This window comes from Glutamicibacter sp. NPDC087583 (assembly GCF_044743685.1).
Taxonomy (GTDB): domain Bacteria; phylum Actinomycetota; class Actinomycetes; order Actinomycetales; family Micrococcaceae; genus Glutamicibacter.
The window spans coordinates 590,912-615,301 of the sequence record NZ_JBIUWY010000002.1; the positions used below are offsets into that span (position 1 = coordinate 590,912).

The window sequence follows — 24,390 nt, forward strand, 5'->3', positions numbered from 1 at the left end:
TCTCTGGAGTCCTGGCCTGCGCCTTTTAGCCGCGCAGGTAGGTCGTCGTGGTGTGCGTGTAGAACTCGCGAGCTGCTGCTCCCTGTTCCTTCGGTCCGTAGCCCGAAGCTTTCGCACCGCCGAAAGGCACGTGCGGGTCAGCTCCGGCTGACTCCGAATTTACATGCAGAATACCCACGTCGAGAGTTTGTTGCGCCTCCAGGGCCAGCGCAAGATTCGAGGTGAACAATGCCAGGCTCAAACCGTATTCCGAGTCTTCTGCAGCCTCGAAAGCTTCCTTCCACCCGTTGACTCGGCGGACGGACACGATGGGCGCGAAGAATTCTTCCTGCCAGGCGCAGTTGGCTCGCCCGGCTTCCCCCTCCGGAAGTTCCAGAATGGTTGGTGCCAGGAAGCTGCCGGTTTCCGGGGCCAGCCCGCGATAGCGCAGTGTTGCGCCCTGTGCCAGCGACCGGTCGATCCCCTGTGCCGCCGAGTTCGCCGCTTTGGCATCCACCAGCGGGCCCATATGCACTGACGGGTCCAGCGGGTCCCCGGTCACCCACTGCTCCAGCCTTTCGGTGAGCTTGGCCAAGAACGCGTCGGCGATGGACTCGTCGAGGATCAGCCGGCTGGTGGCCGTGCACTTCTGGCCGGTGGAGCGGAAGGCCCCGAAAAGCACCTGCTCGCTGGCCAGGTCCAGGTTTGCGTCGGCCAGCACTACCGAAGCATTCTTGCCGCCCATTTCCGCCTGCACCGGAATCCCCCGGGCCGCACCTGCCGCGCAGAGTTTGCGCCCGACGCCGGTGGAACCGGTAAAGGTCAGCCCGTCCAAATGCTCATTGGCGATGAAGGCATCACCCAGCGCGCCCGGGCCGATGACCAGGTTCAGTACGCCAGCGGGCAGCCCTGCGTGCTCCAGGGCCTGCACAAAGCGCATGGCCAGCAACGGCACCAGGCTGGCCGGCTTGAACACCACGGTATTGCCGAAAACCAGCGCCGGGGCGATCTTCCAAGCCGGAATCCCGATCGGGAAGTTGAACGGGGTGATCACCCCGATCACCCCCAGCGGCTTGTGGGTAACCAGAATCTGTTCCCCGGCGCGCGGGGATTGGAAGACGGTGCCGGCAGCGCGCTCCGCTTCGCCGGAATAGTAGACCAGGATCTGTGCGGCCCGCAGCACCTCGCCGATTCCCTCGGCTCTGGTCTTGCCCTCTTCGGCGGCCAGTTCCGCTCCGAAGTCCTCCGCATGCTCCTTCAGGTATCCGGCGGCCTTGGCCAGAATCGCCCCGCGGGCGGCCATCGGAGTGGACGCCCAGGATTTCTTGGCCCGGTGGGCGGCGCCGAAAGCGGCGTCCACCTGATCCACGCTGGCCGCGGTGCCCTCCGCGAGCACGATGGATTCGTCGGCGGCCGCCTTCGAATCGATGCGGCGGCCTTCGCCAGGCACCCATGCGCCATTGATGCAGTGCTCCAGGGTGGCAAGTGTTGTGGAAAGGTTCATTTGCTTGGTTCTCCCGTCTTCCTTGGCTTCGCGGCTTATCGGAAGGCCGGCACGCCGGTGAGCTTGTTGCCCAGGATCAGCGTGTGCACCTCGTCGGTGCCCTCGTAAGTGCGCACCGATTCCAGGTTGTTGGCGTGGCGCAATGGCGAGTAATCCAGCGTGATGCCGTTGCCTCCCAGGATGGTGCGTGCCTCGCGGCAGATCGCGATGGCTTCACGGCAGTTGTTCAGCTTCCCTACCGAGATCATGTGCAGGTCCAAATTCCCGGCATCCTTCAACCGGCCGATGTGCAGGGCCAGCAGGAAGCCCTTGTTGATTTCCAGGGCCATGTCCACCAGCTTCTGCTGGGTCATCTGGTATCCGGCCAGCGGCTTGTCGAACTGCAGGCGCTCCTGCGAGTAGGCCAATGCCGCTTCGAATGAATCGCGGGCGGCCCCCATGGAACCCCACAGGATGCCGTAGCGGGCTTCGTTCAGGCAGGAGAACGGCCCCTTCAGGCCCTTGGCATTCGGCAATACCGCCGAACCGGGCAGGCGCACATCGACCAGATCGATTTCGCACTGGATGGAGGCGCGCATGGACAGCTTCTGCTCGATCGGGGTGGCGGTGAAGCCCGGGGTGCTGGTCGGCACGACGAAGCCGCGGATGCCCTCATCGGTCTGTGCCCAGATCACCGCCACTTGCGCCACATTGGCCAGCCCGATCCAGCGCTTGGAACCGTTGATCACCCAGTCATCGCCGTCGCGGCGGGCGAAGGTCTTCATGCTCGACGGGTCGGAACCTGCCGTTGGTTCGGTCAGGCCAAAGCAGCCAATGGCTTCGCCGGCGGCCATCTTGGGCAGCCATTGCTGCTTCTGCTCCTCGGAGCCGTGCTTGTAGATGGCGCTCATGGCCAACGATCCCTGGACCGAAACGAAGGTGCGCAGCCCCGAATCGCCGGCTTCCAGCTCGGCGCCGGCAATGCCGTATTCCACGGCCGAGCGGCCGGCGCAGCCGTAGCCTTCCAGGTGCATGCCCAGCAGGCCCAGCTTGGCCATCTCCGGAACGATCTCCAGCGGGAAGACTGCGTCGTTGTACCACTTGGCGATATTCGGCTTGATGTTCTCGTTGACGAAACCGCGCACGGTATCGCGCAGGGCCAGTTCCTCCGCCGAGAGCAGCGAATCGAAATTGATCAGGTCGGCCGGATCCAGAAGGCGTTCTGCGGTGCTCATATTAAGTCTCCTTGAAAGTTCTTTCGATTAGCTATTTGCCAGGGTGCCCAGAAGCGCTTGGTGCTCCCCGTGGGCCGGCGGGATGGTGCGATATTGGGCGCCGGTGCGCGAGAGCCCGATGGGGCTGGCGATCTGCTCGGTCGCTTCCCCGGTGTCCGGATCGGTGATCAGCGCGACGGGATCCAGGCCAAGTTCCTTGGCGAAGTCGATGGCCTCGGCAATGGAGTTGACCTTTCCGGCGGGCACTCCCGCGGACATCAGCGCATTCGCCCAGTGCGCGGCAGTGGCTGAGGCGGTGGCCGCTTCGATGATTGCCTTGAGTTCTTCGCGGTGGGCCACCCGTGCGCTATTGCTGCTGAAGCGCGGATCCTGGGCTAGGTCCGGCTGGCCAAGGTGCTTGGCCAAGGCAGCGAACTGGCGGTCATTGCCCACGGCGATGGCCACCACGCCGTCGTTGGCCGCGAAGGTTTCATAGGGGGCAATGCTCGGGTGCGCGTTGCCCATGCGTGCCGGGGATTTTCCGGTAGCCAGCGTGCTGCTGGACTGGTTGGTCAGTCCGGCCAGCAGCGAGCCGAGCAAGTTGACGGTCACCCGCTGGCCGATACCGCTGGCATCGCGTTCGCGCATGGCCAGCAGGATGCCGGCAACCGCATTCTGCGCCGCCAATACGTCCACCAGGGCAACGCCGGCCTTGCTCGGAGGCCCGTCTGGTTCTCCAGTGATGCTCATCAGTCCGCCCACTGCCTGCACCAGCAGGTCGAAGCCGGGCAAGGTTGCACCCTGCTTTTCGCCGAAGCCCGAGATGGAGCAATAGACCAGTGCAGGGTTCAGCTCGTGCAGGCTCTCGTAGTCCAGCCCGAATTTGGCCAGGACGCCGGGGCGGAAATTCTCCACCAGCACGTCAGCGTCGCGGATCAATCCGCGCAGGGCCTGCAACTGGGTCGCGTCCGCGAAGTCGGCGACTACTGCCTGCTTGTTGCGGTTCACCGACCAGTAGTAGGTGCTGATGCCTTGGGCATTGACCGGAGGCTTCCAGCTGCGGGTCTCGTCTCCAGCAGCGTTCTCCACCTTGAGAACTTCGGCCCCGAAGTCGGCCAGGGTCATGGAGCACAGCGGCCCGGCCAAGATGCGCGAGAGGTCGATGACCTTGACCCCTTCAAGCGGTTGGCTCATTTGCTTCCACACCTTCAATCCGCACAGAATTGCTTAGTTACATGTTGCATGCAACTCTATGTTGCCCGGATCACCCTTGGCAAGGATTTTCAGGATGTTTCGCTTCTCGGGTCTGCAGGGGGCGCGGAATGCCCTAGGAAATCAAGGCGTCCAGCCGCTCCAGGAACGGTTCTGCGTCAAGTCCCGGGGTCCGCGAACACACCGAGCGGATCAGCATCTGCGCGGTGCGCATGACGTGGCCCCGAACGGCCAGCGCGGCGGCGTCGGGGTCTTTAGCCAGAATCGCCTCCATGATCTCCTCGCGGTCCCCGGCCAGGTCCTGGCTGGAGCGGGCGAAGGGCACGGTGGTCTGCCCGTGGGCCAGGACAAGGTTGCGCAGCTCCCCCACCACGCTGTCGAGTTTCGCATTTCCGGCCAGCCCCAGAAGGCACAGGTGGAATTCCTTGTCCGCTTCCAGCGTCGCCCGGCCATCACCGGTTTCGCCGATTGCGAGCATTCGCTGGTGCAACGACTTCAGCTGGTTGATATCAGCCTCGGTCGCGTTCCGCACGCCACGTGCGGCAGCTGGAGGCTCGATAGCCAAACGCAGCTGGAAGACTTCGACAATGTCCTCCAATGAAATCTGGTTGACGCGCACCCCGCGGTTTTTCGCCACGGTAACGATTCCCTCTTTTTCCAGCAGCTGCAAGGCCTCGCGCACCGGAGTTCGCGAGACGCCGAGCTTTTCCGAGATGCCAATGGCCGAGTAGTGCTCCCCCGGAGCCATCTCACCGGCAACGATGGCGGCACGGATCATCGTGGTCACCTGCTCGGTAAGAGATACCTTCGGCTTAATCGGTTGCATGCTACTCATGGTCTGAAGCTTATCCTGATTCGACCCGGCGGCAAGGCCAGGTACTAGATCGTCTTGCGCAATGGCACTTCCTTGATGAGCAATACGCAGAAGAAGGCAACCACGGCTACGGCCGCCGAGACGATGAAGACGATCCCTGTCGCCTCGCCATACGCCGATTCCACCACCTGCCGTAACGCATCTGGCATCCCGGAAAGATTCAAGGAATCCCCGGTGGCCGGGGCTGAGGACAGCTGCCCCTTGGCCGCTAATGATTCGGTAATAAGATCTGCCACATTGCGCGAAAGCAGCGCGCCGAGCACCGCCACACCTGCTGAGCCGCCTACAGAACGGAAAAACGCCACCGAAGAACTTGCCGCCCCGATATCGGTAACTTTCACCGTGTTCTGCACCGAGAGCACCAAGTTCTGCAGCATGAATCCCATGCCCACGCCGTTGAGGAACATGCCGCAGGCCAAGAGCCAGTATTCGGTATCCTGGCGCATCAGCCCGAGCAGGCCGAGTCCGGCGATGTTCAGGACCGAACCGATGAGCAGGTAGATCTTCCAACGGCCGAAGCGGGTAATCATCTGCCCGGAGAAGACGGACCCGAAGTAGTTGCCCCCGATCATTGGCAAGGTCATGAGGCCGGCCATGGTCGGTGTCGCTTCGCGGGCGATCTGGAAGTACTGGCCGATGAATGCGCCGGTGCCGAACATCCCCACGCCAATCGAGATCGAGGCGAGAATCGCCAGCGAGGTTGTTCGGGTGCAAATGATCTTCAGCGGAATGATCGGTTCACGAACCCGTGATTCAACAAGCAGCAACGCGGCAACCAGCAATAGGAACATCGAGACCATCGTGTAGGTCTGCCACGAATTCCAGCCGAAATAGTCGGCTTTGCCTACATAGGAGACCCAGATCAGCAGGATCGAGACGGCGGTGGTCAACAGGACCGCGCCGACCCAATCGATATGCACCGGACGCTTGAGGTGCTTCAGGTGCAGGGTCCGGTGGATCAAGAGCATGGAGAGCAGGCTGATCGGGATGCCGAAGAAGAAGCACCAGCGCCAGCCCAGGGGCGAGTCCACGATGAATCCGCCGAGCAGCGGTCCTGCTGCGGTAGATACAGCCATTACGGCACCGAAATATCCCGAATAGCGTCCACGTTCCCGTGGCGGGATGACCGTGCCGATGACTGCCATGCCCATGGCGGTCAGCCCGCCCATGCCGATGCCCTGGATGACCCGGGCGAACAGCAGAACGGGTATGGACCAGGCGAGCCCGGCCAGCAACGAGCCGAGCACGAACACCAGAATTCCGGCTTGCAGCAGCTTCTTCTTGTCGAAGAGATCCGCCATTTTCCCCCAGATGGGAGTGGTGGCGGCATTGGCCAGCAGCGTGGTGCTCAAAACCCAGTTGAAGTCGGTTTGCGAGCCGCCCAGGACATCCATGATGGTCGGCAGCGCAATAGACACAATGGTCGCCGCCAGCATGGCAGCGAAGAAGGATGCCAGGACGCCAGCGATGGATTTGAGCACCTCGCGTTGATTCATCTGCGGCTGGTCTGCCGCTGCCTCGGTGAGGTCAGTGGGACGTTCCTTTTCCGGCATGCTCTTATCCAAGGTCGGAATTCTCCGCATTGCCGAACTGCTCGGTCCGTTGGGTTTGGATGCCGCGGATCATCGTCGCGTTCAATTCGCTCAGCGCGTGCGCGACGCTGGCCAAGCGCTCGGCATCCCAGTCCGGAAGGACATCCCGCATTCGCTCCAGGCGCAAGCGGTCGCGGAATTCAAGCCGCTCGCAACCCGCCTCGGTCACCCAGAGCACGTGGCGGCGGGCGTCGATCTTGCTGGGCTGCTTGGCTACCAGGCCCATTTGCTCCAGTTCCGCCAAATGCCGGCTCATCGCCGCGGTGCCGATTCCCAAGGACTGCGCAAGGTCGGCAGCATGCGTGGGTTCACGGGTTTTCAACGTCTTGAGCACGTGATGGGAGGCGTTGGATACCTCGGGGTCAGTCTGATCCATATGCGAGAACACGCGAAGGATCCTGGAACTGCGGGCCAACTCGTCGAGCAGGATTTTGAGTTCAGAATCCGAAGGGCTATCTGGAGACTTGTCCACGATCTATCGGCTGCCTATCTATTGTGTTTCCACCAATGTAAGTTCGAATCGTTGCTCCAGTCAACGTTTTTGCCTGTTGCCACGGCGGTAAGCTGGTGTTGTGAATGATCAGCGAGTCCAAGCCAGCACGCAATACGCCGAAGAATTACGTCTTTCCGCGCTGAAGGCAGCTCGCCAGTCCGCCGAGCTGCTGCGCGCTTCCTTCCGCGGCAACGTGGTAGCCGAGCATAAAACCAACACCCATGATCTGGTCACCGACATCGACCGGCAGAGCCAGCGGCTCATCACTGCCTCACTGCTATCGGCCCACCCGGATTCCTGGGTTCTCGGCGAAGAGCAGGTCTCTGGCGATCAAGGACGGCAGGCCGCCGGGAAGGTGCAGTGGATTGTCGATCCGATTGACGGCACCAGCAACTTCGTCCATGGCGTGGCATTCTTCTGCATCTCGATTGCCGCAGCCATCGATGGAGAACTGGTGGCCGCCGCAATCCTCGATCCGGTTTCTGGTGATGAATTCAGCGCCAATTCGACTGCCGCGTTCCTCAACGGGCAGGTCCTTGAGCCCGGTGCCCGTCCCGAGCAGTCCCGCGCCAACCTGATGACGGATTACCCGGGAGCAGAATCCATGCTCAAGGACGGGGATCTGTCCTTGGAACTCTTTGGCCAGTGGATCCAGGACTTCGCCACGGTACGCCGCAAGGTCTGCGCGGCGCTGGCCTTAGCCCATGTTGCCGCAGGCTGGTGCGACGCCACCATCGGGTTCGATACCAAGGTGTGGGATGTGGCTGCCGGAGCGCATCTGGTGCGCATGGCCCAGGGCACGTTCCGCGGCTTGTCCTACGGACAGGCAGGACTCGCCGACCACTACTGCCCCGGTTTCATCGCGCAAGGGCCCGGCGCCGATTATCCTTCCTTGGCAACCGCTGCCGAGCGGATCCATCAGCTGCGCACGGGCCGCTGAGCCAACAAATCTGACAATATCGAAGTAGTTGGCCCTGCCCCTCGGCTTTGGCCGCTTTCGGACGTACCATGGCGGCATGGAACCACGATTTCAACGGACCGCGCATTCCGCCGCGCGGCACCATGGAGGCGGAGGTGTGATCCTGGGAGGAATCGGAGCAATTCTGCTTTTCGCTTCCTTCGCAGTGATGTTGGCAGCTCAATCCCTGGATTGGGAGCCACTGCTCATCGGCATTAGCTTGGGCATCTCGGCAGTGCTTTTCGGTGTGGTGTTCCATTTCACCCACTGATCCGCACTTTTCCTCATCCACTAATCGCAACGGCCCCGGATCCATCGCTCGTGGGAGCAACAGGTCCGAGGCCGTGCGTGCGTTCGGATGCTTTACAGGTGGGTAGGCGCAAACATCTTCAGCAGGGTGCGGACCACAATGACATTTGGGCCATCTGCTTCCAAGGCGTCGGCGAGCGCCGAACCGATGCCTTCGGGATCGACCGCTTGGGCGGGGATGCCAAAGGAATGCGCAAGGGCCACGAAGTCCGGCCGGGCCAGTTCGGTGGCGGTGGCTTTTCCGAAGGCTCCCTCCATGTATTCGCGCAGGATGCCATATCCCCCGTCGTCGACGATCAACCAGGTGACCGGCGCATGGTGCTGCTTGGCGGTGGCCAGTTCGGCAATGGAGTACATCGATGAACCGTCGCCGCTGACTGCCAGCACGCGCTGCTTGGAGCCGATGGCGCCACCGATCGCGGCGGGGAAGCCGAAGCCGAGGCCGCCTGCACCCTGCGCGGAATGGAATTCGCCCTCCTTGGCGTCCCAGCAGCTCCAGCCCCAGTAGGCAGCGATGGTCATATCCCAGAAGGTCTGCATGCCTGCCGGGACTGCGGCGCGGATATCCGCCATGAACTTCCGTTCCTTGCCAAGGTCCTGGGCATCCAGGCGCGCCTGCACCTTTGCCAGGGTCTGGGCCACCACCTGTTGCGGGGTGCTTCCGTGCCATGATGCCTGGGCCTTGAAGCCTGTCTCGCGCATTTCCTCGTCCAGGAATTTCAAGGCTTCACGAGCATCGGCGCGGATACCCAGGGCCGGGGTGTTGGACTCGAGCACGCGCGGCTCGGCATCAATCTGGATCATCTTGCCGCGGGGTTCGAGCGTGAAGTAGTTGCTGGTGACCTCGCCCAGGGCCGAACCGATCACCACCAGCACGTCGGCATCTTCCATGACGTCCGAGACATAGCGGTCTTCCGCCCACGACTGCAAGGACAGCTCATGGTTCCAGCCAAAGGCTCCGTTGCCGCCGGGGCTGCACAGCACCGGGGCCTGCAGTTTTTCGGCTACGGCCAGCAATTCAGCCTGCGCCCCGGCCCGGCGCACACCGCCGCCGGCGATGATGGCCGGGCGCTTGGCTTCGGCCAGCCAGCGCATGGCTTCGCGAATCAGCTCTTCGCGCGGGGGATGCTCGTAGGCTTCGGCCAGGGCATCCTGTACCGGGGGCACCATCACCGGGGCGAGCAGGACATCCTGCGGCACCTCAACCCACACCGGCCCCATCGGCACGGTAATGGCCCGGGCCCACGCGTCCTGGATCGCCGAGGGGATGCCCGATGCATGATGCACGGTCTGCTGGAACTTGGTGACGTTGGCGGCCGAGGCCTTCTGGTCATCGAGCTGATGCAGCATGCCCTTGCGGCGGGCTCCCAGGCCGTCCAGCGGAATCTGGCTGGCCACCACGACCATGGGCACGCCGGTGGCGTAGGCCTCCTGCAGACCCGCTAGCGATGTCAGCGCGCCCGGGCCGGTGGAGAGGAACAGCACGCCCACTTCCCCGGTAGCGCGGGAGTAGCCATCGGCGGCGAAGGCGGAGTTGTTCTCCACGCGTGAGGAGATGAACTCCAAGCTTGAGCGCGAGAGCGCGTCGAAGAGTCCCAGGGCGTGCTGTCCGGGGATCCCGAACACGGTCTTGGCACCGAGCGCGGTGAGGGTCTCGATGACCAGATCGCCGCCGTTGCGTTGCGGTTGCTCGTTCATTAGCTATTCATCCCCTTGCTGGCGCGGAAGTCGCTGATCAGGCTGATCAAATCATAGGTGACATGCGAGGCGGCCACGCCGGTCAGCTCCGCATGGTCGTAGGCGGGCGCGACTTCGACAATATCCGCGCCGATGATGTTCAACCCGCGCAAACCGCGCAGGATTTCAAGCAGTTCACGGCTGGTGATACCCCCGGCCTCCGGGGTTCCGGTACCCGGGGCGTGGGCTGGGTCCAGCACGTCGATGTCCACCGAGATGTACAGCGGGCGGTTGCCGATGCGGTCGCGCAGCTTGTGCACGATTTCGCGGACGCCCTGGTAGTAGACATCCGAGCTGGTGACGATGCCGAAACCGAAGCGCTGGTCGTCTTCCAGGTCCTTCTTGCCATAGAGCGGACCGCGGGTGCCGACGTGGCAGATCGCCTCGGTATCCAGGATTCCCTCCTCGACCGCACGGCGGAACGGGGTGCCGTGGGTGTATTCGGCACCGAAGTAGGTGTCCCAGGTGTCCAGGTGCGCGTCGAAGTGCAGCATCGCTACCGGAGCACCGGCTCGTTGCGAGGCGGCACGCAGCAATGGCAGCGCGATGGTATGGTCTCCGCCCACGGTGACCAGAGTGGAGCCGTCACTGGTCAGCTCCAGTGCGTTGTGCTCGATGGTCTCGATAGCCTCGTTGATGTTGAACGGGTTGACCGCCATGTCCCCCGCGTCGGCCACCTGGCTCTGCGCAAACGGCGAGGTGTCGGTGGCGGGGTTGTAGGGGCGGATCAGGCGCGAGGATTCGCGCACGTGGTTGGCGCCAAAGCGGGCGCCGGGCCGGTAGGAGACACCGGTGTCGAAAGGCACGCCAACGATCTTGATGTCGGCCTTCTCCACCTGATCCAGTCGTGGCAGCCGGGCGTAGGTGCCACCACCTGCATAGCGTGGAATCACCGCGGCATTAATGGGTCCCAGATGCCCGTTTTCCTCGATGCGGATTTCCTTCATCGCAACTTCCTCCCCAGACATCCAAGAACGAAAGTCCAAGTTGTCTAATATGAAACTTCAGTTTTCCATTATGCTATTTTGTCTGCTGGGTCACGTCAAGATTCAGTTATCGCACAGCCCGGAAAACCAGGCAGAAATAGCCCATGCCGCAGCCCGGTAACGGGCTGCGGCATGGGCCGAAACTGCAGCAGGGCGCTCAGCTGGCGAAGCTGCGAATCTGCTGGGCAAGCACCTCTAATCCATCGCGCAGCAGCGCTTCGCCGATCACCAGCGGCGGCAGCAGGCGCAGCACATTGCCGTGCGTACCGCAGGTCAGGGTCAGCACGCCGGCTCGATGGCAGGCCTTGGAAACCGCGGCGGCCGCATCGGCGCGCGGCGCCAAGCTGCCCCGGTCGGCGAACTCGATAGCCAGCATGGCTCCGCGGCCGCGGACCTCGGCAACCACCGGGCTCTGCTGCATCAGTGGTTCAAGAACCTCGCGGGACACCCGCTCGATGAGCTGGGCGTTATCCAGAAGCGTCCCATCCTCGAACTGCTCGAATACAGCCAGCGCCGCTTCGCAAGCCAGCGGATTGCCAGCATAGGTGCCGCCCAGGCCGCCAGCGTGAGGGGCATTCATCAGCTCGGCGCGCCCAGTCACCGCGGACAGCGGAACTCCATTGGCCAGGGCCTTGGCCGTGAGGATCAGGTCACCTGCCACGCCCTCGTGCTCCGAAGCGAATAGCTTCCCGGTGCGCCCCATGCCGGCCTGGATCTCGTCGATGACCAGCACAATACCGTGCTTGTCGGCCAACTTGCGCAGTCCCGGGATGAACCCGGCCATCGGGACAACGAAACCTCCTTCGCCCTGAATCGGCTCGATCACCATCGCGGCGAAAGTCTGGGGGCCGTAGTCCATCAAGGTCTGCTCGACGGACGCCAGGACCGCTTCGACGGTGGCCGCTCCCCCAGAGGGCCGCAACGGGTTGGCCGAGGCGGCGCGCACGATATGCTCGGGCATCGGGCCGAAATTCATCTTGTACGGATTGATCTTGGCAGTCATGCCCATGGTCAGCAGCGAACGGCCGTGGTAGGCCTCGTCGAAGACCAGCACGTTAGCGCGTCCCGTGGCAGCACGGGCGATCTTGACCGCGTTCTCCACGGCCTCGGCCCCGGTGGAGAACAGCGCTGTGCGCTTCTCGAACTCGCCGGGGGTGTGCTGGTTCAACCAGCTGCACACCTGGGTGAAGGATTCGTACTCGGTGACCATGAAGCAGGTATGGGTGAAGTCCGCCAGCTGCTTGGCCACGCGTTCGGCCACGCGGCGGTTGGCGGCACCCAGTGAAGTCACGGCAATCCCCGAGGCGAAGTCGATCAGGCGATTTCCGTCGACGTCTTCGATAATCCCGCCATCGGCGCGGCTGACAAAGACCGGCAAGGTGACGCCAAAACCGCTACTGACCTGTTGCACCCGCTGCTCATGGAGGGCCGCAGAGCGCGGGCCGGGGATGCTGGTGGCAAGGTGCCTGGTCTGGGACAAGGTTGGGGCGTCGGTGGAAGCAAGGGTTTCAGTCATGGCTCAAGCCTAGAAATCCCCGTGACACGCGTCATTGGTCATTGCATCCAAGTCCAGCATCTTTCTTGGATAATTTACCCAATGATTACGCTTTTGCAGCTGGGCGCGGAGTTGGGCACCGAGTTCTTCCCTGCCAGCACCGGAACCTTCCGTGCCCAGCCGGTCAGCGGGGTGCACGTCTCTGAGCTGGAAGATCCCACCACCTATCTGGATGGCGGCGAGCTGCTGCTGACCACCGGCATGCCATTCGCCGCGAGCGAGGAAGCTTCCCGCGCATACATGCGCCGGCTGCAGGACAAAAAGGTCTGCGCCCTGGGACTGGGGCTGGGTCCATGGCTTCGCACGGTGCCTGAGCACGTCATCGCCGCCTGCGACGCTGCCGGCATAGAGCTGGGGATCGTCCCGGACCAAGTGCCCTTCCAGAACATTTCACGGGCATACTGGCGCCTGGCCTCACGTGATCAGGCTTCGAACCTGATGGGTTCCTTGGGCACGCAGACTGCCTTGGCGCGTGCCGCCGTACGCCCGGATGCCATCAATGCAGTCGTGCGGGGCTTGGCTGAGGCAGTGAACGGCTGGGCCGCCTATCTTTCCGTCGATTCCCGGCCGGCGGCCTGCTACCCGGCATCCGCCGAAGCGTTCCTGGGCGAACTCCGCCACGAGTCCATGCGCTTTCGGCGCAATGGCATGCCCTCGGCGTCCACCTTCGAGGTCCAGGGCCACGAAGTAGCGCTCTATCCCATCCTGTCCGGAACCACGATCCACGGATATCTCGGAGTTGCCGCCGGGCGCAGGCCGACCAAGGCCGACCGGCAGATCATCATGACGGCCTGCACGTTGCTCTCCTTGCGCGCCAGGCAACGGGAATTGGCTGCCAGCACGAATAACGCGCTCAGCTCGGCCACCGCAAAATTGTTGCTGCATGGCCAGCCCGAGGCGGCACGCCTGGTCGGGGAAGAAGCCGGATTGGGCAGAATACCTGTTCGTGTGCGAATCCTGCTGTACCGGGCAGGTGCCGATACCGATGCAGCAACCGCACTTCATGCGCTGCCCTCGCTGGCGCGCCCCGCCGCCTTGCCCGATGTCGCCGCAGCGGTACGCGAGTGCCAGCTTCACTATGAGGACGGCGCCGAACATTATTTGATACTTCCCGAACCCGCAGACAGTTCCGGCAATGGCGAGGCAGTGGCACCGCAGGCTGCAACCGCAACGGGCCCGATGGCGTGCGGGCGATTTGATTCCCCCGCACCCGAAGTCCACGCCGTACTCTCCCAACCATTGAATTTGGCCGAGATCCCTGCCAATTTGCCTGCCCTGCGCCAAACGCTGGACGCTGTCCCGTTCGGGACCATGGCCTGCGGCGCCCCGGGCTTCGATGCCAGCGCAGAGACCTGGGTCAAGGCCCTCGCAGCGTACGCGCGCGCCGATCTGCTCTCCGCGGTCACCTCCTACCTGCGCCATCGCGGCCATTGGGAAGAAGCCTCCCGCGAATTGGGCATCCACCGAAATTCCTTGCGCCACCGCATCACCGTGGCCCAGGAATTGCTTGGCGCCAATCTCGATGATCCCGATGCCGCCGCCTCGCTCTGGCTGGCCCTGCGCCGGGCACAGAAATAGGCACGCCGCAGTCTCTGCAATAGCCAGATCCCGCGGCGTGCCCTAGGTACAGCCGTCAGCCCTTGAGCCGAGTCCGGCTATCGTGCGGCGCACTGGCGCGTCGCGTTGCTGCGGCGTCCGGGCCGGTGGCACCGAGCTTGGCTTGCTGGCGGATGCTCAGCTTCTGCAGCAATTCCTCTTCCGCGAATTCGCCCGGCGCAATCCCGCGTGGCACCCGCAGCAAGAAGGCCATGCCCAGGATCCACCAAGCGGCGAAGAGCAGCCACGGCTGCCACCCGATGGCCGCCGGCATTCCCGGAAGATACAGCGAAATCAGGCCGGCGCAGAAGACCACCGACAGTACGCCGATGACCTTGCCGCCGTTTCCCGCACCGCCCACACGCAGCGGGCGTTGCATCTGCGGTTCGCGCTGGCGCAGAATCAAGAACGCCACGCCCACCAGCAGGTAGGCGATCACGATCGACGGCGAACCGGAATCCACCAGCCATCCGAGCATGGCGGTGCCGAAGAATGGAGCCAGAACGGAGAGACCGCCAATGAACAGCAGTGCATGGCTCGGTGTGCGGTACTTCGGATGCAGGTAGGCAAACCAGCGTGGCAGCATCCCGGAACTGGCCATCGCGTACATCAGCCGCGAAGCACCCATCAGCAACGAATTCCACGAGGTGAGGATGCCGGCAATGCCGCCGGCGATCAGCACCTTTGACATGATTTCGGAATTGAACAGTGCCCCCATCGCGTCGGCAGTGGCAAGTTCGGATCCGGCGAGCGCCGAAGCGCCCATTCCCGAGGCGGTGGCCAGGATGATCCCCACATACCAGGCGGTGGCGATCAGCACCGAAATCACCACATACTTGCCAATTTTTCGCGGGGCGATGTCGCATTCCTCGGCGGACTGCGGGATCACGTCGAAGCCGACGAACATGAACGGCACCACGATCATCACGCCGAAGAAGCCGGCCACCCCGTTTTCGAAGAATGGTTCCATATTCCTGCTCTCGCCTCCGGTGAATGCGCCAGCAAGCAGCATTGCGCCGATGACGAAGAGGAAGAGCACCACGAAGGTCTGCACTACACCGGCGGTCTTGATGCCCCGGATGTTAATCCAGGTGATCGCTATCGCACCGGCGACACCGACCAGCGCCCAAGTCAGGTAGACCTCTGAGCCAGCGATCTCCCATAATCTGATCTGCGAAAGCTCCGGGAAGAGATAGAGCACGGATTTGGGCAGTGCCACTGCTTCAAAGGCCACGATCGTGATGTAGCCGCCGACGATGGCCCACGAACCGGCAAAAGACCAGCGGGCGCCCATGGCGCGCAGCAAGTAGTTGTGCTCACCGCCTGCTTTCGGCATGGCCGCAACGAGTTCGGCATAGGTCAGGCCGACTACTGCCATGATGCCACCGCCAACCAGCATGGCCAGCGTGGCTCCGAACGGGCCGGCGGTGGTGATCCAGTCGCCGGTGAGCACGACCCAGCCAAAGCCGATCATCGCGCCCACGCCTATGGCCAAGGCGTCCCAGCGGCCGAGGACCTGCTTGAGGCCTGGTTCTGCGGTGTGGTTCTTCGCGGTTTTTCCTGACATGGCAACCCCTTCTGGAAAGTTGGTCAGGATCACACTATGCAAAAACGCGCTTAAGGGTATTGGATGTTTTGACTACATTTCAGGCTATTTTGCCCAAATCGGGAGGCTAGGCCTCGCCGGAGCGCTTCTTGCTGGCTTTCACCAGCGCGCGGTCGACCTCGTGAATGCCCAGGCAGAAGCCTGCGGACATGACCAGCGATTTGATAGTCAGTTCGGAAAGGTCATCAGCTACGTACACCAGCTGGATCGGTCCGGCCAGGACCAGCAGGACACCTGTCCACAGCACATACGCCCACGAGGTGCGCGCCTGCGCCATCACCGGGAAGCGTGCCCGTCGGCGAATCGTCCGCACGCCAATGGTGACAATGACGACGGCCAGAATCGCGGCGCCAATGAAGAAGAAATTGCGTTGGGTGCGGATCCAGGTCAAGGTGGTGCCAATAAGAACGCCGAAAAGTATCGAAGCCCACCAGCTGATACTGCGCAGTTGATCTTGCGCAGCGGTTGGTTCGCCTGTCCTCACGCCTCTCCCATCACTGATTGTCCCGAGCGCCCGGAACAACGCATCGTTCCTAGAATACGCGGTTCATCTCCCCGCAGACGAACGCGCAGCCGCACTGCGCATGCCGTGCCATGGCAGCAAGCGCAAGGGATTGGCGTCATGAGAGGATCAGCGTCCAGGTAACCACGGCAACCTCATCAGAATCGTTTTCCCAGCTATGCGGTTCACGCCCGGGGAAGGTGATCGTATCGCCTGCTTCGAGTTCTACGCGCTGATCAGGCAATACCAGGATGAATTTTCCAGCGATCACGTGCAGCACTTCCAGCTCGCAATCCACCGAATACAGCTCCGCTTCACCGGTGCCCTTGGGCGCAATCTCGGCGCGAATCATCTGCACCCGCTTCTCGCTGCGCGGCGTGACCAGCTGCTCCGTGATGCCGTCACCGCCCAGGGAAACACGGGGTGCCTGCTCCAGTCGGACCAGTTTCGTTTCAGGAACCTCGAAGAGGGTACCGACCTCCATGCCCAGCACTTCGCACAACCGCAAAAGAGTGGAAACCGAAGGGCTGGTCAGGTCGCGCTCCACACGCGAGAGGAAACCCTTGGTCAGTCCGGATAGCTCGGCGACCTGGTCAATGGTCATACGCTGGGTCTGGCGCACCCCGCGCAGCCTCGCACCGATATTGATCGCGGCACCGGTTGGTTCAACTGGCAAGGTTTTCATCGTTTGGCTCCTCGACGTTTTCTGCAGCAACAACCGCAACCACTTTGGCTTCAAGGCCTGCGGGGCAAGTTTACCAATGGTAAACACACCGCGCCCTCTACCGCGAGACTGCAGCGCTCACTAGACTCTGCCCATGGACAGCACCAAGGACAAGCTCTGCGGGTACCTGAACGACGCGCGCGAGAATGCGATCTACAAGGCAGAAGGCCTCGCCGAACACCTGGCACGCACTCCGCTCACCCCTACAGGCACCCATATCCTGGGAGTACTGCACCATTTGGCGATCAATGAATACGAATATTTCGGCACCTGCCTCAAGCGCAGGGCCGATGACCGCTACGTTCGCGAATTCATTGCGCCGCATGATCCCGACGCGGATTTCCTCCCGCCAGCAGATATGGATGCGCAACAGCTGATCGGCCTGTATCGGAAAGCCATCGCCTTCGCCGATGAAGCCATCAGCGATCTGCCCCTGGACTGTCCCGTAGAGGTACCGTGGTGGGGGCCAGCTGGCAAAACCACCTTGGACCACCTGCTCATCCATGCGCTCGCCGAAACCTCCCGGCATGCAGGGCATCTGGATATTATCCGCGAGCAGCTCGATGGCCGTGCTGGCTGGACCGCGCAACTGGATCTGCTGCCCGGCTACACCGCGGGGCAATGGGCCGAACAACGCGAGAAGCTGCAGCAACTGGCCAATGCCTTTGCCCCGGGCAGCTGAGCCGCAGTCATATTACGCATTCGGACTTCACCGGGCCCTACCGCCGGCGGTACCATCGGAAATGTTGCTTCACGAGACGCGGCGCCAAGCTCCGACTGGCCGCGCACCAACCCCAAGTTCATGGGTGGTTCGGATGAGGAAGCGGTCCGCGCATCAACAGGTGCACGGGCAAGAGCTCGCAAGAGAGTTGACCTCCATGGCATATCCGATTCTGCCCGTCATCGACCGCCAGACCGGCCAAGTGCAGTTCAAGGCCGAGGGGCGCTGGCGCACCCGCTACGTTGCAGATCCGCTCAGGCTTGAACGGCTCATTGCCCGTTGCGCCCGCAGGCCGACCTATGATCCGGCCACTTCTGAATTGCAGCTGGTGCTGCCGGTAGCCGGAAATCCCGCGGGCAAGAGAATTGCTTTTAGCCTTGCCAAATTCCCAAGTGCAGGAGCCCTGACTAAACTGGGTGGTTGATCCGATCCACGGGTTTCATTGGAAAATCCATGTTCCAGGAGAGTCATCGTCGCGATGCCACAGCACCCAGAAACCGAACCTACCAAAGCGCAGATCCAGCGATGGCGCAAGTATCTCGCAGATGAAGTCGCCGAAGGCTCCATCTACAGGGCCCTCGCGGAAAAGAAAACCGGTCAAGAACGGCAAATCCTGCTGGGCCTTGCAGAGGCGGAAGCCCGCCACGAATCCCACTGGCGCGTCCTGCTCGGCGAGCATTTCAAGGAAGTCCGCCCGTCGCTGCGACGCACCATGCTGCGTTTCCTGGCATTGCATTTCGGTTCGGTCTTCGTGCTGGCCATGGCCCAGCGCTCCGAAAGCAGTTCGCCCTACCGCGACGACAAGGACGCCACCGCGCAGATGGCGGCCGACGAACAGGTCCACGAAGAGGTCGTCCGGGCGCTGGCTACAGCAGGCCGTGCGCGCCTTTCGGGCAACTTCCGCGCTGCGGTCTTCGGCGCCAACGACGGGCTGGTTTCCAACCTGGCGTTGATCATGGGTATCGGTGCGACCGGTGTTTCAGCGACCTTCGTGCTGTTCTCCGGTGTTGCCGGTTTGCTGGCCGGCGCACTGTCCATGGCAGCTGGCGAATACGTCTCGGTGCGTTCCCAGCGCGAGCTGCTGACCGCCTCGCGACCAACCCAGGTCACGCTGACCGCCGCCCCGAACCTCGATCTGGACGCCAACGAGCTGGTGCTGATCTACAAGGCCCGCGGCATGAGCGATGAAGATGCAGCGCACCGGGCCGCAGAACGCATGGGCCTGTTCACCTGCGATTGCAACCCCGACTTCTCGTTGAACCCGGAAGGCCGCGGCGAAGAACTCGAGAAGGAGCACCAGGAACTGGGGTCGGCCACCGGCGCGGCGGCCACCTCGTTCATCCTTTTCGCTTCCGGCGCGGTCGTGCCGATCCTGCCTTATATCCTTGGGCTCTCCGGCATGACCGCGATCCTCGTCTCGGTAGTCCTGGTAGGCGTGGCCCTGATGATCACCGGAGGGATCGTGGGACTGCTTTCCGGTGCCTCCCCGCTCAAGCGCGGCCTGCGCCAGCTAGCCATCGGCTGGGGCGCAGCGGCCATCACCTACTGCTTGGGCCTGATCTTCGACGTCAGCATCGGATAGCAGCCTGCTGCGATTCGAATGCCGGTACAGCTTTGGCTCTACCGGCATTTTCCATGCCGTGCTCTAGCTGTTCTCCGGCCGCCGGGTACGCCGGCGCAGGGTTTGCATGCTCTGGATGAACTCCATCGCTTCTTCGGCGGTTTCCACCAGAGCAATCTTCTGTTCCATGACACGGTCCTTGGCCAGGGCCTGAAGCAGCGGCCAAGCAGGCAGATCCCTCGTCCAATAGTCCTTGCCGATCAGCACCATCGGCACCACGCGAGCACCGGTAGCGTAGTAGTTTTCGCAGGCATCCTGGAAGATTTCCTGCACCGTGCCGGCGGCCCCGGGCAGAACTACCAGCCCGCCGTTGGACTGCTCCAGCAAAATCGCTTCACGAATGGAATTGGTGAAGAACTTGGCAATCTGGGTGGCAAACAGATTCGGCGGCTCATGGCCGTAGAACCAGGTTGGCACGCCCAGGGACTGCCGCTGGCTCGGGAAACGCTCCTTGACCATCAGCGCAATTCTCGCCCAGCCGGTGCGCTGATGGATCGCATCTGGCGCTTCGGCCAGCATCTGCAATGCCGTAGCGACATCTTCTTGCCCGTAATCGGCCAGCCACGCACCGGCGTTGGCGGCTTCCATTGCGCCGGGGCCTCCACCGGTGGCGACCGCGTAGCCGGCCCGGGTAATCATGCGCCCAAGCTCCAAAGCTTGCGCATACTGCGCAGTGCCCCGGCTCATCGCATGCCCGCCCATCACCCCGATAATCGGGGTTTCCTTGAACGTGCCCTCGTACACCGCCGAGACCAGCGCCTGGCCAATGTGGTGATCATGCAGGGTTCTTGCCAGCGCATTGCTATCGCTATCGGAATTCACCGCTGCATGCTGCTGGGAGTACGCGTAGATCTTCGCATCAGGCACATGCTCGTAGGTCTGCGTCCGGATCCCCGAGTACAACTCATGCGGCGAATACAAGCCGCGAGCCACCGTCTCGAAGGGAACCTCCTCCCCCGAGCTCATGCACAGCCCGCCAGTGGCTTGCACGATCTGCGCTCCTTGCGCGGAATACTGGCAATCGATGAATAGCGCTTCGGAAAGATCCAAGGATTCCAGCACGGTATCCCGTTCGCGCAGATCAACACGGTGCACTCGCCAGCCTTTTCCGCGTGCGCGGTGGGAAGCCAGCGCTTCGGCTGCGAGACGGTCGAATTCAACGAGCGTCGTTATGTTCACTGCGCGTGCTGGAAGGTAGGGCCACACTTGGGACATGCGTCAACGCTACGTCATAGATAGTGATTATTCACAGAAAGGCCCTTCAACTTTCGCGAAGGCCCGGAACGTGAAACGATGAGAGGATGATTGAATCTGTTCCACCAACCATTGATGCCCGCCACTTATTGGCTTTTCTGGGCAACGTTCCTTTCTTCTATGGAAAGAACCTGGCTGCAGAAGCAAATTCCGTGGTTGACGTGGAATTCGACGAAAGCACCCACCAGATCGAAGGCACCGTCACCGATTCTGGCGAAGAATATTCTCCGATGATCCAGGTCCTCATGGACGGTGGAGAGTGGAAGATCGAATCGTGCGAGTGCACCTGCGACGCACCGGGCATCTGCTCGCACATCGCGGCACTGGCTATTGTCTCCAACAAGATCGCTTCCCAGCCACGCCCCGTGCCTGCCCGGGAAGAGAAGCCGAACACAGTTTGGTCGCAGCAAATCGATTCATGGTTTGAAGAGTCCGAGCCGGGCCCGGCCGATGGCCTGCTTGGTTCGCAGCACGATCCGGTAGTGCCGATGGCGCTTCAGTTCCTGCTCTTCGATTCGAAGGACGCCACCCAGCAGCAACAATGGATGCCGACCGGAACCATCCCGCACCCGACCCGCAATAAGCGCTTCCGCTTGGGAGTGCGCCCAATGGTTCGCAACACCGAAGGCCGTTGGGTTCGTGGCCAGCTTCGCTGGACCACCCTGGGCTTCAAGACCTACGGCTGGAACCTGCTGCGGGCGCAGCACCACTGGTTTACCCGCTTTGCCTCCATGGCGCGCAGCGACAGCCAGCTGCAGTTCAAGGTGGATGAAGACTGGCTGTTCCTGGACGAGTACGCTTCCGAGCTGCTCTGGCCACTGCTTGACCAAGCTGATGAGCTGGGAATTCCGCTGATCACGACCCGATCCGAGCAGCGCGTGCGCATCGTTGCTCCAGCCAGCTTCAGCATGCAGGCCTCCCTGGATGAGCAACGGCTGCAATTGGACGGTGTCCTGCACATTGCAAACCAGGATCTCATTCTCGATCCGGAGGCACCAAGCGGTGTCATCGCCGAGCATGGTTTCTATGCCCAGTTGGCTCAGCCTGATGAGATTTGGCTCGCGCCAAGTGTTGAGCCGATTCCTGACGCGCACCGCCGCTGGTATGTTGACCGCCGTCCGGTCACCGTGCCTAGGCCGGAGATCAACGATTTCTTTGAATCCTCCTACCCGCGTTTGGCCCGCCGTTTCGAGCTGCGTAGCGTTAGCGACGAGCTGGAATTGCCTGCTTTGAAACCGCCCTATGTGCAGGCGACCGTGGTCTACAAGCGCGAATTCAACGAGAATAACGAACCGAACGACACCGCCGCGCTGGACTTCCAGATCCTCTACCCGGGGATCCCTGGCGACCAGGAAGTGTATGACCTTGAGGCCGAGGAACTGCTTCAGGCCGCAGTGCATGAAGTTTTCCTGGTCCATGAAGAAAGCGGCAATCCCAACTTGTCGCCGAAGTTCTACGCCCGCGATGACACCATCGATTTCGTCACCGAGATCCTCCCCGCGCTGGAACGCATTCCTGAAGTCAAGCTGGTTGAGAAGGGTACCCGGCCGAAATTCCGTCAGCTGCGTGAACTTCCTCAGCTGAAGATCAATGCCGTGAATCATGAACGGACCGACTGGCTGGACCTTGGCTTGCTGATCACCGTGGGCAACCACGAGGTTCCTTTCTCGCAGATCGTCGAGGCCATGAGCAATGGCCAGATGAAGCTGCGCCTGCCGGATAACACTTGGTTCTCGTTGAACCACCCCATGTTCGCCAAGCTCAAAGCCCTCGTTGACGAGGCCCAGGCAATGAATGACAAGCCGAAGGAGGGAGACCTGAAGCTTACGGTCTTCCAAATCTCATTGTTCGAAGAACTTGATGAGATGGCTGAAGGCATTGACGGCGCGGACTTGTTTATCGCACGCATGCGTTCACTGCTCAAGGTCGCTGAAGCCCACCACGCGCAGGTGCCGAACACGCTGAACGCCCAATTGCGCCCTTACCAGGTTGAAGGGTTCCACTGGCTCTCTCGCCTGTACGAAGGCGGATTCGGCGGAATCCTCGCCGATGACATGGGCTTGGGCAAGACCTTGCAAACGATTGCCCTGATTCTCCATGCCCACAAGCTCTGGGCCGATCCGCAGGCATGTGCTCAGCTGCCCGCAACCCAGCGCACCCGTCTGCCGTTCTTGGTCGTCGCCCCGAGCTCGGTGGTTTCCAACTGGGAAATGGAAATCAACAAGTTCGCCCCATCCTTGCGGGTAGTCAGCGTCGAGGGCACCTTGCCTTCGCCACGGCAGCTGAGGGAACTGGCCGAGAATTACGATGTCATTCTCACGACCTATACCCTGTTGCGTCTGAACGACGAGATTTACGAGGCGCAGCGCTTTGCCGGCTTGATCCTCGATGAGGCGCAGTTCGTGAAGAACAAATCCACCAAGGCCCACCGCACCGCGGTGAACCTGCAGACCAATTTCAAATTGGCCGTCACTGGCACCCCGATGGAAAACAACCTTTCCGAGCTCGGTGCTTTGCTGTCGCTGGTTGCTCCGGCATTGTTCCTGAACACAACACGCTTTAATCGCCAATTCGCCCGCCCCATCGAAGTGCTGGGCGACAAGGACACCCTTGCATTGCTGCAGCGTCGCATCAAGCCATTCATGCTGCGCCGCACCAAGGAATCCGTGGTGCTGGATCTTCCGGCCAAGCAGGAGCAACAGCTTCTGGTGCGCCTTTCCGAAGAGCACCAGCATGTCTACGACACCCATCTGAACCGCGAACGCCAGAAAATCTTGCACCTGGTTGAAGATCTGGATCGCAACCGCTTCACCATTTTCCAGTCGCTGACCCATCTGCGCATGCTGGCCCTGGAGCCTTCATTAGTGGATCCAGCGCTGTCGGACGTACCTGGTTCAAAGCTGGAAGCACTCTTCGACCAGCTCGATGATGTGGTGGGCGAAGGCCACCGTGCGCTGATCTTCAGCCAGTTCACCTCGTATCTGAAGGTGCTTGCCGACAAGCTGACCGAACGTGGCGTGAAGTTCGTTTACCTGGACGGCAATACCCGCAACCGCGCCAAGGTCATCGAGCAGTTCAAGGAAGGCGAAGCTCCGCTGTTCTTGATCTCCTTGAAGGCCGGCGGCTTCGGCCTGAACTTGACCGAAGCGGACTACTGCTTCTTGCTGGATCCATGGTGGAACCCAGCTGTGGAAGCCCAGGCTATCGACCGTACGCACCGCATCGGCCAGACGCGACAGGTGATGGTGTACCGAATGATTTCGCAGGGCACCATCGAAGAGAAGGTTGTGGCGCTGCAGGAAAGCAAACGCAAGCTGATCTCGACAGTGATGGATGAAGCCGATGGATTCTCCAAGGCCTTGACCGCCCAAGATATCCGAGGACTGCTTGAGTAACAGGTTGATTAAATCCGCCGTATTAGCAGGCGGCGCTCAGTAAAACCCTGTATATTCGAAGTGACCGATGATGTGCGCTAGGCCACACATAGTGCGTTCATCGGGCAAGCGCCCAGACGGATCCTCGTCCGGGCGATACGAACGACAAAGGCGGTAATAACCGTGTCCCTGATTAAATCGGAGACTCTCAGTACCCCCGATGATGACTGGATGAGTGCATCGGTGAGTATCAACAACGATCGTGTGGTGATTGAAACCGAACAGGAACGCCTGTCCCTGGAAAACGACCGGCTCCTGGAAAAGATTCGCAGAGTTCTGGCGTCTCCGCTCGAAGAGATTTTCTATAACCCGAAGCACCGAATGCTCCTGATTCCGGGCGCGTTCGCTGCCATCGGTTCTTCATTCCTGAGAGTTGATACTGAAGCTGCTGCCGGCCTCCGCGGCTAGCCTGCTTCGACTACATGCCCCAAGCTGCCCACCAGCAATCTTGGGGCATTTTTGTGCCCTGTGGACTGAGCGCCAACCTCTGCTGAACAGCGTGCGTTTTTTTACCGTCGGAAGCCCTCATTTGCCACCGGA

General features: G+C 61.8%; 21 protein-coding genes and 1 riboswitch. Of the genes, 8 read left to right on the forward strand and 13 right to left on the reverse strand.

Annotation, left to right across the window (positions count from 1 at the left end; translation table 11 throughout):
• Nucleotides 1-25: 25 nt before the first annotated feature.
• The 6 genes from ACIOU9_RS08880 to ACIOU9_RS08905 form a co-directional block, all read right to left on the reverse strand.
• A complete protein-coding gene (locus tag ACIOU9_RS08880) occupies nucleotides 26-1,483 on the reverse strand; it encodes an aldehyde dehydrogenase (protein WP_105661615.1) in 1,458 nt (485 codons plus the stop codon).
• A gap of 35 nt (nucleotides 1,484-1,518) precedes the next feature.
• Nucleotides 1,519-2,697 carry an acyl-CoA dehydrogenase family protein gene (locus ACIOU9_RS08885; protein ID WP_105661614.1) on the reverse strand — a complete coding sequence of 393 codons (1,179 nt, stop codon included), beginning with the start codon at nucleotides 2,695-2,697 and terminating at the stop codon, nucleotides 1,519-1,521.
• Nucleotides 2,698-2,724: 27 nt separating this feature from the next.
• On the reverse strand, nucleotides 2,725-3,870 hold the full coding sequence (locus ACIOU9_RS08890; RefSeq protein WP_105661613.1) for a CaiB/BaiF CoA-transferase family protein: 1,146 nt from the start codon (nucleotides 3,868-3,870) through the stop codon (nucleotides 2,725-2,727).
• Nucleotides 3,871-4,003: 133 nt separating this feature from the next.
• The gene (locus ACIOU9_RS08895) at nucleotides 4,004-4,723 is read right to left on the reverse strand and encodes a GntR family transcriptional regulator (protein ID WP_105657328.1); all 720 of its coding nucleotides are present in this window, start codon (nucleotides 4,721-4,723) and stop codon (nucleotides 4,004-4,006) included.
• A gap of 44 nt (nucleotides 4,724-4,767) precedes the next feature.
• Nucleotides 4,768-6,327 (reverse strand): MFS transporter, encoded by a 1,560-nt coding sequence (locus ACIOU9_RS08900; RefSeq protein ID WP_402696629.1) that lies wholly within the window; start codon nucleotides 6,325-6,327, stop codon nucleotides 4,768-4,770.
• A complete protein-coding gene (locus ACIOU9_RS08905; protein WP_146112258.1) occupies nucleotides 6,320-6,826 on the reverse strand; it encodes a MarR family winged helix-turn-helix transcriptional regulator in 507 nt (168 codons plus the stop codon). The genes ACIOU9_RS08900 and ACIOU9_RS08905 overlap by 8 nt, the downstream gene beginning before the upstream one ends.
• 100 nt (nucleotides 6,827-6,926) lie before the next feature.
• Between ACIOU9_RS08905 and ACIOU9_RS08910 the strand changes: the two genes are divergently transcribed.
• Nucleotides 6,927-7,787 carry an inositol monophosphatase family protein gene (locus tag ACIOU9_RS08910; RefSeq protein ID WP_332594649.1) on the forward strand — a complete coding sequence of 287 codons (861 nt, stop codon included), beginning with the start codon at nucleotides 6,927-6,929 and terminating at the stop codon, nucleotides 7,785-7,787.
• 76 nt (nucleotides 7,788-7,863) lie between these two features.
• Complete coding sequence (locus tag ACIOU9_RS08915; protein WP_402696631.1) at nucleotides 7,864-8,076, forward strand: hypothetical protein; 213 nt, start codon at nucleotides 7,864-7,866, stop codon at nucleotides 8,074-8,076.
• 92 nt (nucleotides 8,077-8,168) lie between these two features.
• Here ACIOU9_RS08915 and ACIOU9_RS08920 read toward each other — a convergent pair whose 3' ends face one another.
• From ACIOU9_RS08920 to ACIOU9_RS08930, 3 genes are all read right to left on the reverse strand, one after another.
• Complete coding sequence (locus ACIOU9_RS08920) at nucleotides 8,169-9,812, reverse strand: thiamine pyrophosphate-binding protein (protein WP_105657324.1); 1,644 nt, start codon at nucleotides 9,810-9,812, stop codon at nucleotides 8,169-8,171.
• Nucleotides 9,812-10,798 carry an agmatinase gene (gene speB, locus ACIOU9_RS08925; RefSeq protein WP_332487687.1) on the reverse strand — a complete coding sequence of 329 codons (987 nt, stop codon included), beginning with the start codon at nucleotides 10,796-10,798 and terminating at the stop codon, nucleotides 9,812-9,814. The genes ACIOU9_RS08920 and speB overlap by 1 nt, the downstream gene beginning before the upstream one ends.
• 196 nt (nucleotides 10,799-10,994) lie before the next feature.
• Nucleotides 10,995-12,353 carry an aminotransferase class III-fold pyridoxal phosphate-dependent enzyme gene (locus tag ACIOU9_RS08930; protein ID WP_402696632.1) on the reverse strand — a complete coding sequence of 453 codons (1,359 nt, stop codon included), beginning with the start codon at nucleotides 12,351-12,353 and terminating at the stop codon, nucleotides 10,995-10,997.
• An 81-nt stretch (nucleotides 12,354-12,434) separates the two neighbouring features.
• Between ACIOU9_RS08930 and ACIOU9_RS08935 the strand changes: the two genes are divergently transcribed.
• On the forward strand, nucleotides 12,435-13,970 hold the full coding sequence (locus ACIOU9_RS08935; RefSeq protein WP_332498321.1) for a PucR family transcriptional regulator: 1,536 nt from the start codon (nucleotides 12,435-12,437) through the stop codon (nucleotides 13,968-13,970).
• A 55-nt stretch (nucleotides 13,971-14,025) separates the two neighbouring features.
• Here ACIOU9_RS08935 and ACIOU9_RS08940 read toward each other — a convergent pair whose 3' ends face one another.
• The 3 genes from ACIOU9_RS08940 to ACIOU9_RS08950 form a co-directional block, all read right to left on the reverse strand.
• The gene (locus ACIOU9_RS08940; protein ID WP_402696634.1) at nucleotides 14,026-15,555 is read right to left on the reverse strand and encodes an APC family permease; all 1,530 of its coding nucleotides are present in this window, start codon (nucleotides 15,553-15,555) and stop codon (nucleotides 14,026-14,028) included.
• A gap of 106 nt (nucleotides 15,556-15,661) precedes the next feature.
• Nucleotides 15,662-16,078 carry a hypothetical protein gene (locus ACIOU9_RS08945; protein ID WP_133833221.1) on the reverse strand — a complete coding sequence of 139 codons (417 nt, stop codon included), beginning with the start codon at nucleotides 16,076-16,078 and terminating at the stop codon, nucleotides 15,662-15,664.
• A 136-nt stretch (nucleotides 16,079-16,214) separates the two neighbouring features.
• Complete coding sequence (locus tag ACIOU9_RS08950; protein WP_105661607.1) at nucleotides 16,215-16,781, reverse strand: helix-turn-helix domain-containing protein; 567 nt, start codon at nucleotides 16,779-16,781, stop codon at nucleotides 16,215-16,217.
• A 133-nt stretch (nucleotides 16,782-16,914) separates the two neighbouring features.
• Between ACIOU9_RS08950 and ACIOU9_RS08955 the strand changes: the two genes are divergently transcribed.
• The 3 genes from ACIOU9_RS08955 to ACIOU9_RS08965 all read left to right on the forward strand — a co-directional run bounded on the left by ACIOU9_RS08955 (nucleotide 16,915) and on the right by ACIOU9_RS08965 (nucleotide 19,123).
• Complete coding sequence (locus tag ACIOU9_RS08955) at nucleotides 16,915-17,502, forward strand: DinB family protein (RefSeq protein ID WP_133833222.1); 588 nt, start codon at nucleotides 16,915-16,917, stop codon at nucleotides 17,500-17,502.
• Between the two features lie 67 nt (nucleotides 17,503-17,569).
• Nucleotides 17,570-17,683, forward strand: a riboswitch (SAM riboswitch).
• A gap of 15 nt (nucleotides 17,684-17,698) precedes the next feature.
• Entirely contained in the window at nucleotides 17,699-17,965 is a 267-nt protein-coding gene (locus tag ACIOU9_RS08960) for a hypothetical protein (protein ID WP_105657317.1), read from the forward strand.
• A 54-nt stretch (nucleotides 17,966-18,019) separates the two neighbouring features.
• Nucleotides 18,020-19,123 carry a VIT1/CCC1 transporter family protein gene (locus ACIOU9_RS08965; protein WP_105657316.1) on the forward strand — a complete coding sequence of 368 codons (1,104 nt, stop codon included), beginning with the start codon at nucleotides 18,020-18,022 and terminating at the stop codon, nucleotides 19,121-19,123.
• Between the two features lie 63 nt (nucleotides 19,124-19,186).
• On the opposite strand, the gene ACIOU9_RS08970 is transcribed toward ACIOU9_RS08965, so the two are convergent.
• Entirely contained in the window at nucleotides 19,187-20,377 is a 1,191-nt protein-coding gene (locus ACIOU9_RS08970) for an LOG family protein (RefSeq protein WP_402696636.1), read from the reverse strand.
• 86 nt (nucleotides 20,378-20,463) lie between these two features.
• Between ACIOU9_RS08970 and ACIOU9_RS08975 the strand changes: the two genes are divergently transcribed.
• Entirely contained in the window at nucleotides 20,464-23,811 is a 3,348-nt protein-coding gene (locus ACIOU9_RS08975; RefSeq protein WP_105657314.1) for a DEAD/DEAH box helicase, read from the forward strand.
• Between the two features lie 162 nt (nucleotides 23,812-23,973).
• Nucleotides 23,974-24,258 carry a hypothetical protein gene (locus ACIOU9_RS08980; protein WP_146112257.1) on the forward strand — a complete coding sequence of 95 codons (285 nt, stop codon included), beginning with the start codon at nucleotides 23,974-23,976 and terminating at the stop codon, nucleotides 24,256-24,258.
• Nucleotides 24,259-24,390: the final 132 nt, after the last annotated feature.

Coding starts and splice junctions, on each gene's coding strand:
- ACIOU9_RS08970 (WP_402696636.1), bottom strand. CDS start 20,377: ATGTCCCAAGTGTGGCCCTACCTTCCAGCACGCGCAGTGAACATAACG.
- ACIOU9_RS08915 (WP_402696631.1), top strand. CDS start 7,864: ATGGAACCACGATTTCAACGGACCGCGCATTCCGCCGCGCGGCACCAT.
- ACIOU9_RS08940 (WP_402696634.1), bottom strand. CDS start 15,555: ATGTCAGGAAAAACCGCGAAGAACCACACCGCAGAACCAGGCCTCAAG.
- ACIOU9_RS08895 (WP_105657328.1), bottom strand. CDS start 4,723: ATGAGTAGCATGCAACCGATTAAGCCGAAGGTATCTCTTACCGAGCAG.
- ACIOU9_RS08930 (WP_402696632.1), bottom strand. CDS start 12,353: ATGACTGAAACCCTTGCTTCCACCGACGCCCCAACCTTGTCCCAGACC.
- ACIOU9_RS08880 (WP_105661615.1), bottom strand. CDS start 1,483: ATGAACCTTTCCACAACACTTGCCACCCTGGAGCACTGCATCAATGGC.
- ACIOU9_RS08950 (WP_105661607.1), bottom strand. CDS start 16,781: ATGAAAACCTTGCCAGTTGAACCAACCGGTGCCGCGATCAATATCGGT.
- ACIOU9_RS08975 (WP_105657314.1), top strand. CDS start 20,464: ATGATTGAATCTGTTCCACCAACCATTGATGCCCGCCACTTATTGGCT.
- ACIOU9_RS08955 (WP_133833222.1), top strand. CDS start 16,915: ATGGACAGCACCAAGGACAAGCTCTGCGGGTACCTGAACGACGCGCGC.
- speB (WP_332487687.1), bottom strand. CDS start 10,798: ATGAAGGAAATCCGCATCGAGGAAAACGGGCATCTGGGACCCATTAAT.
- ACIOU9_RS08920 (WP_105657324.1), bottom strand. CDS start 9,812: ATGAACGAGCAACCGCAACGCAACGGCGGCGATCTGGTCATCGAGACC.
- ACIOU9_RS08935 (WP_332498321.1), top strand. CDS start 12,435: ATGATTACGCTTTTGCAGCTGGGCGCGGAGTTGGGCACCGAGTTCTTC.
- ACIOU9_RS08890 (WP_105661613.1), bottom strand. CDS start 3,870: ATGAGCCAACCGCTTGAAGGGGTCAAGGTCATCGACCTCTCGCGCATC.
- ACIOU9_RS08965 (WP_105657316.1), top strand. CDS start 18,020: ATGCCACAGCACCCAGAAACCGAACCTACCAAAGCGCAGATCCAGCGA.
- ACIOU9_RS08960 (WP_105657317.1), top strand. CDS start 17,699: ATGGCATATCCGATTCTGCCCGTCATCGACCGCCAGACCGGCCAAGTG.
- ACIOU9_RS08885 (WP_105661614.1), bottom strand. CDS start 2,697: ATGAGCACCGCAGAACGCCTTCTGGATCCGGCCGACCTGATCAATTTC.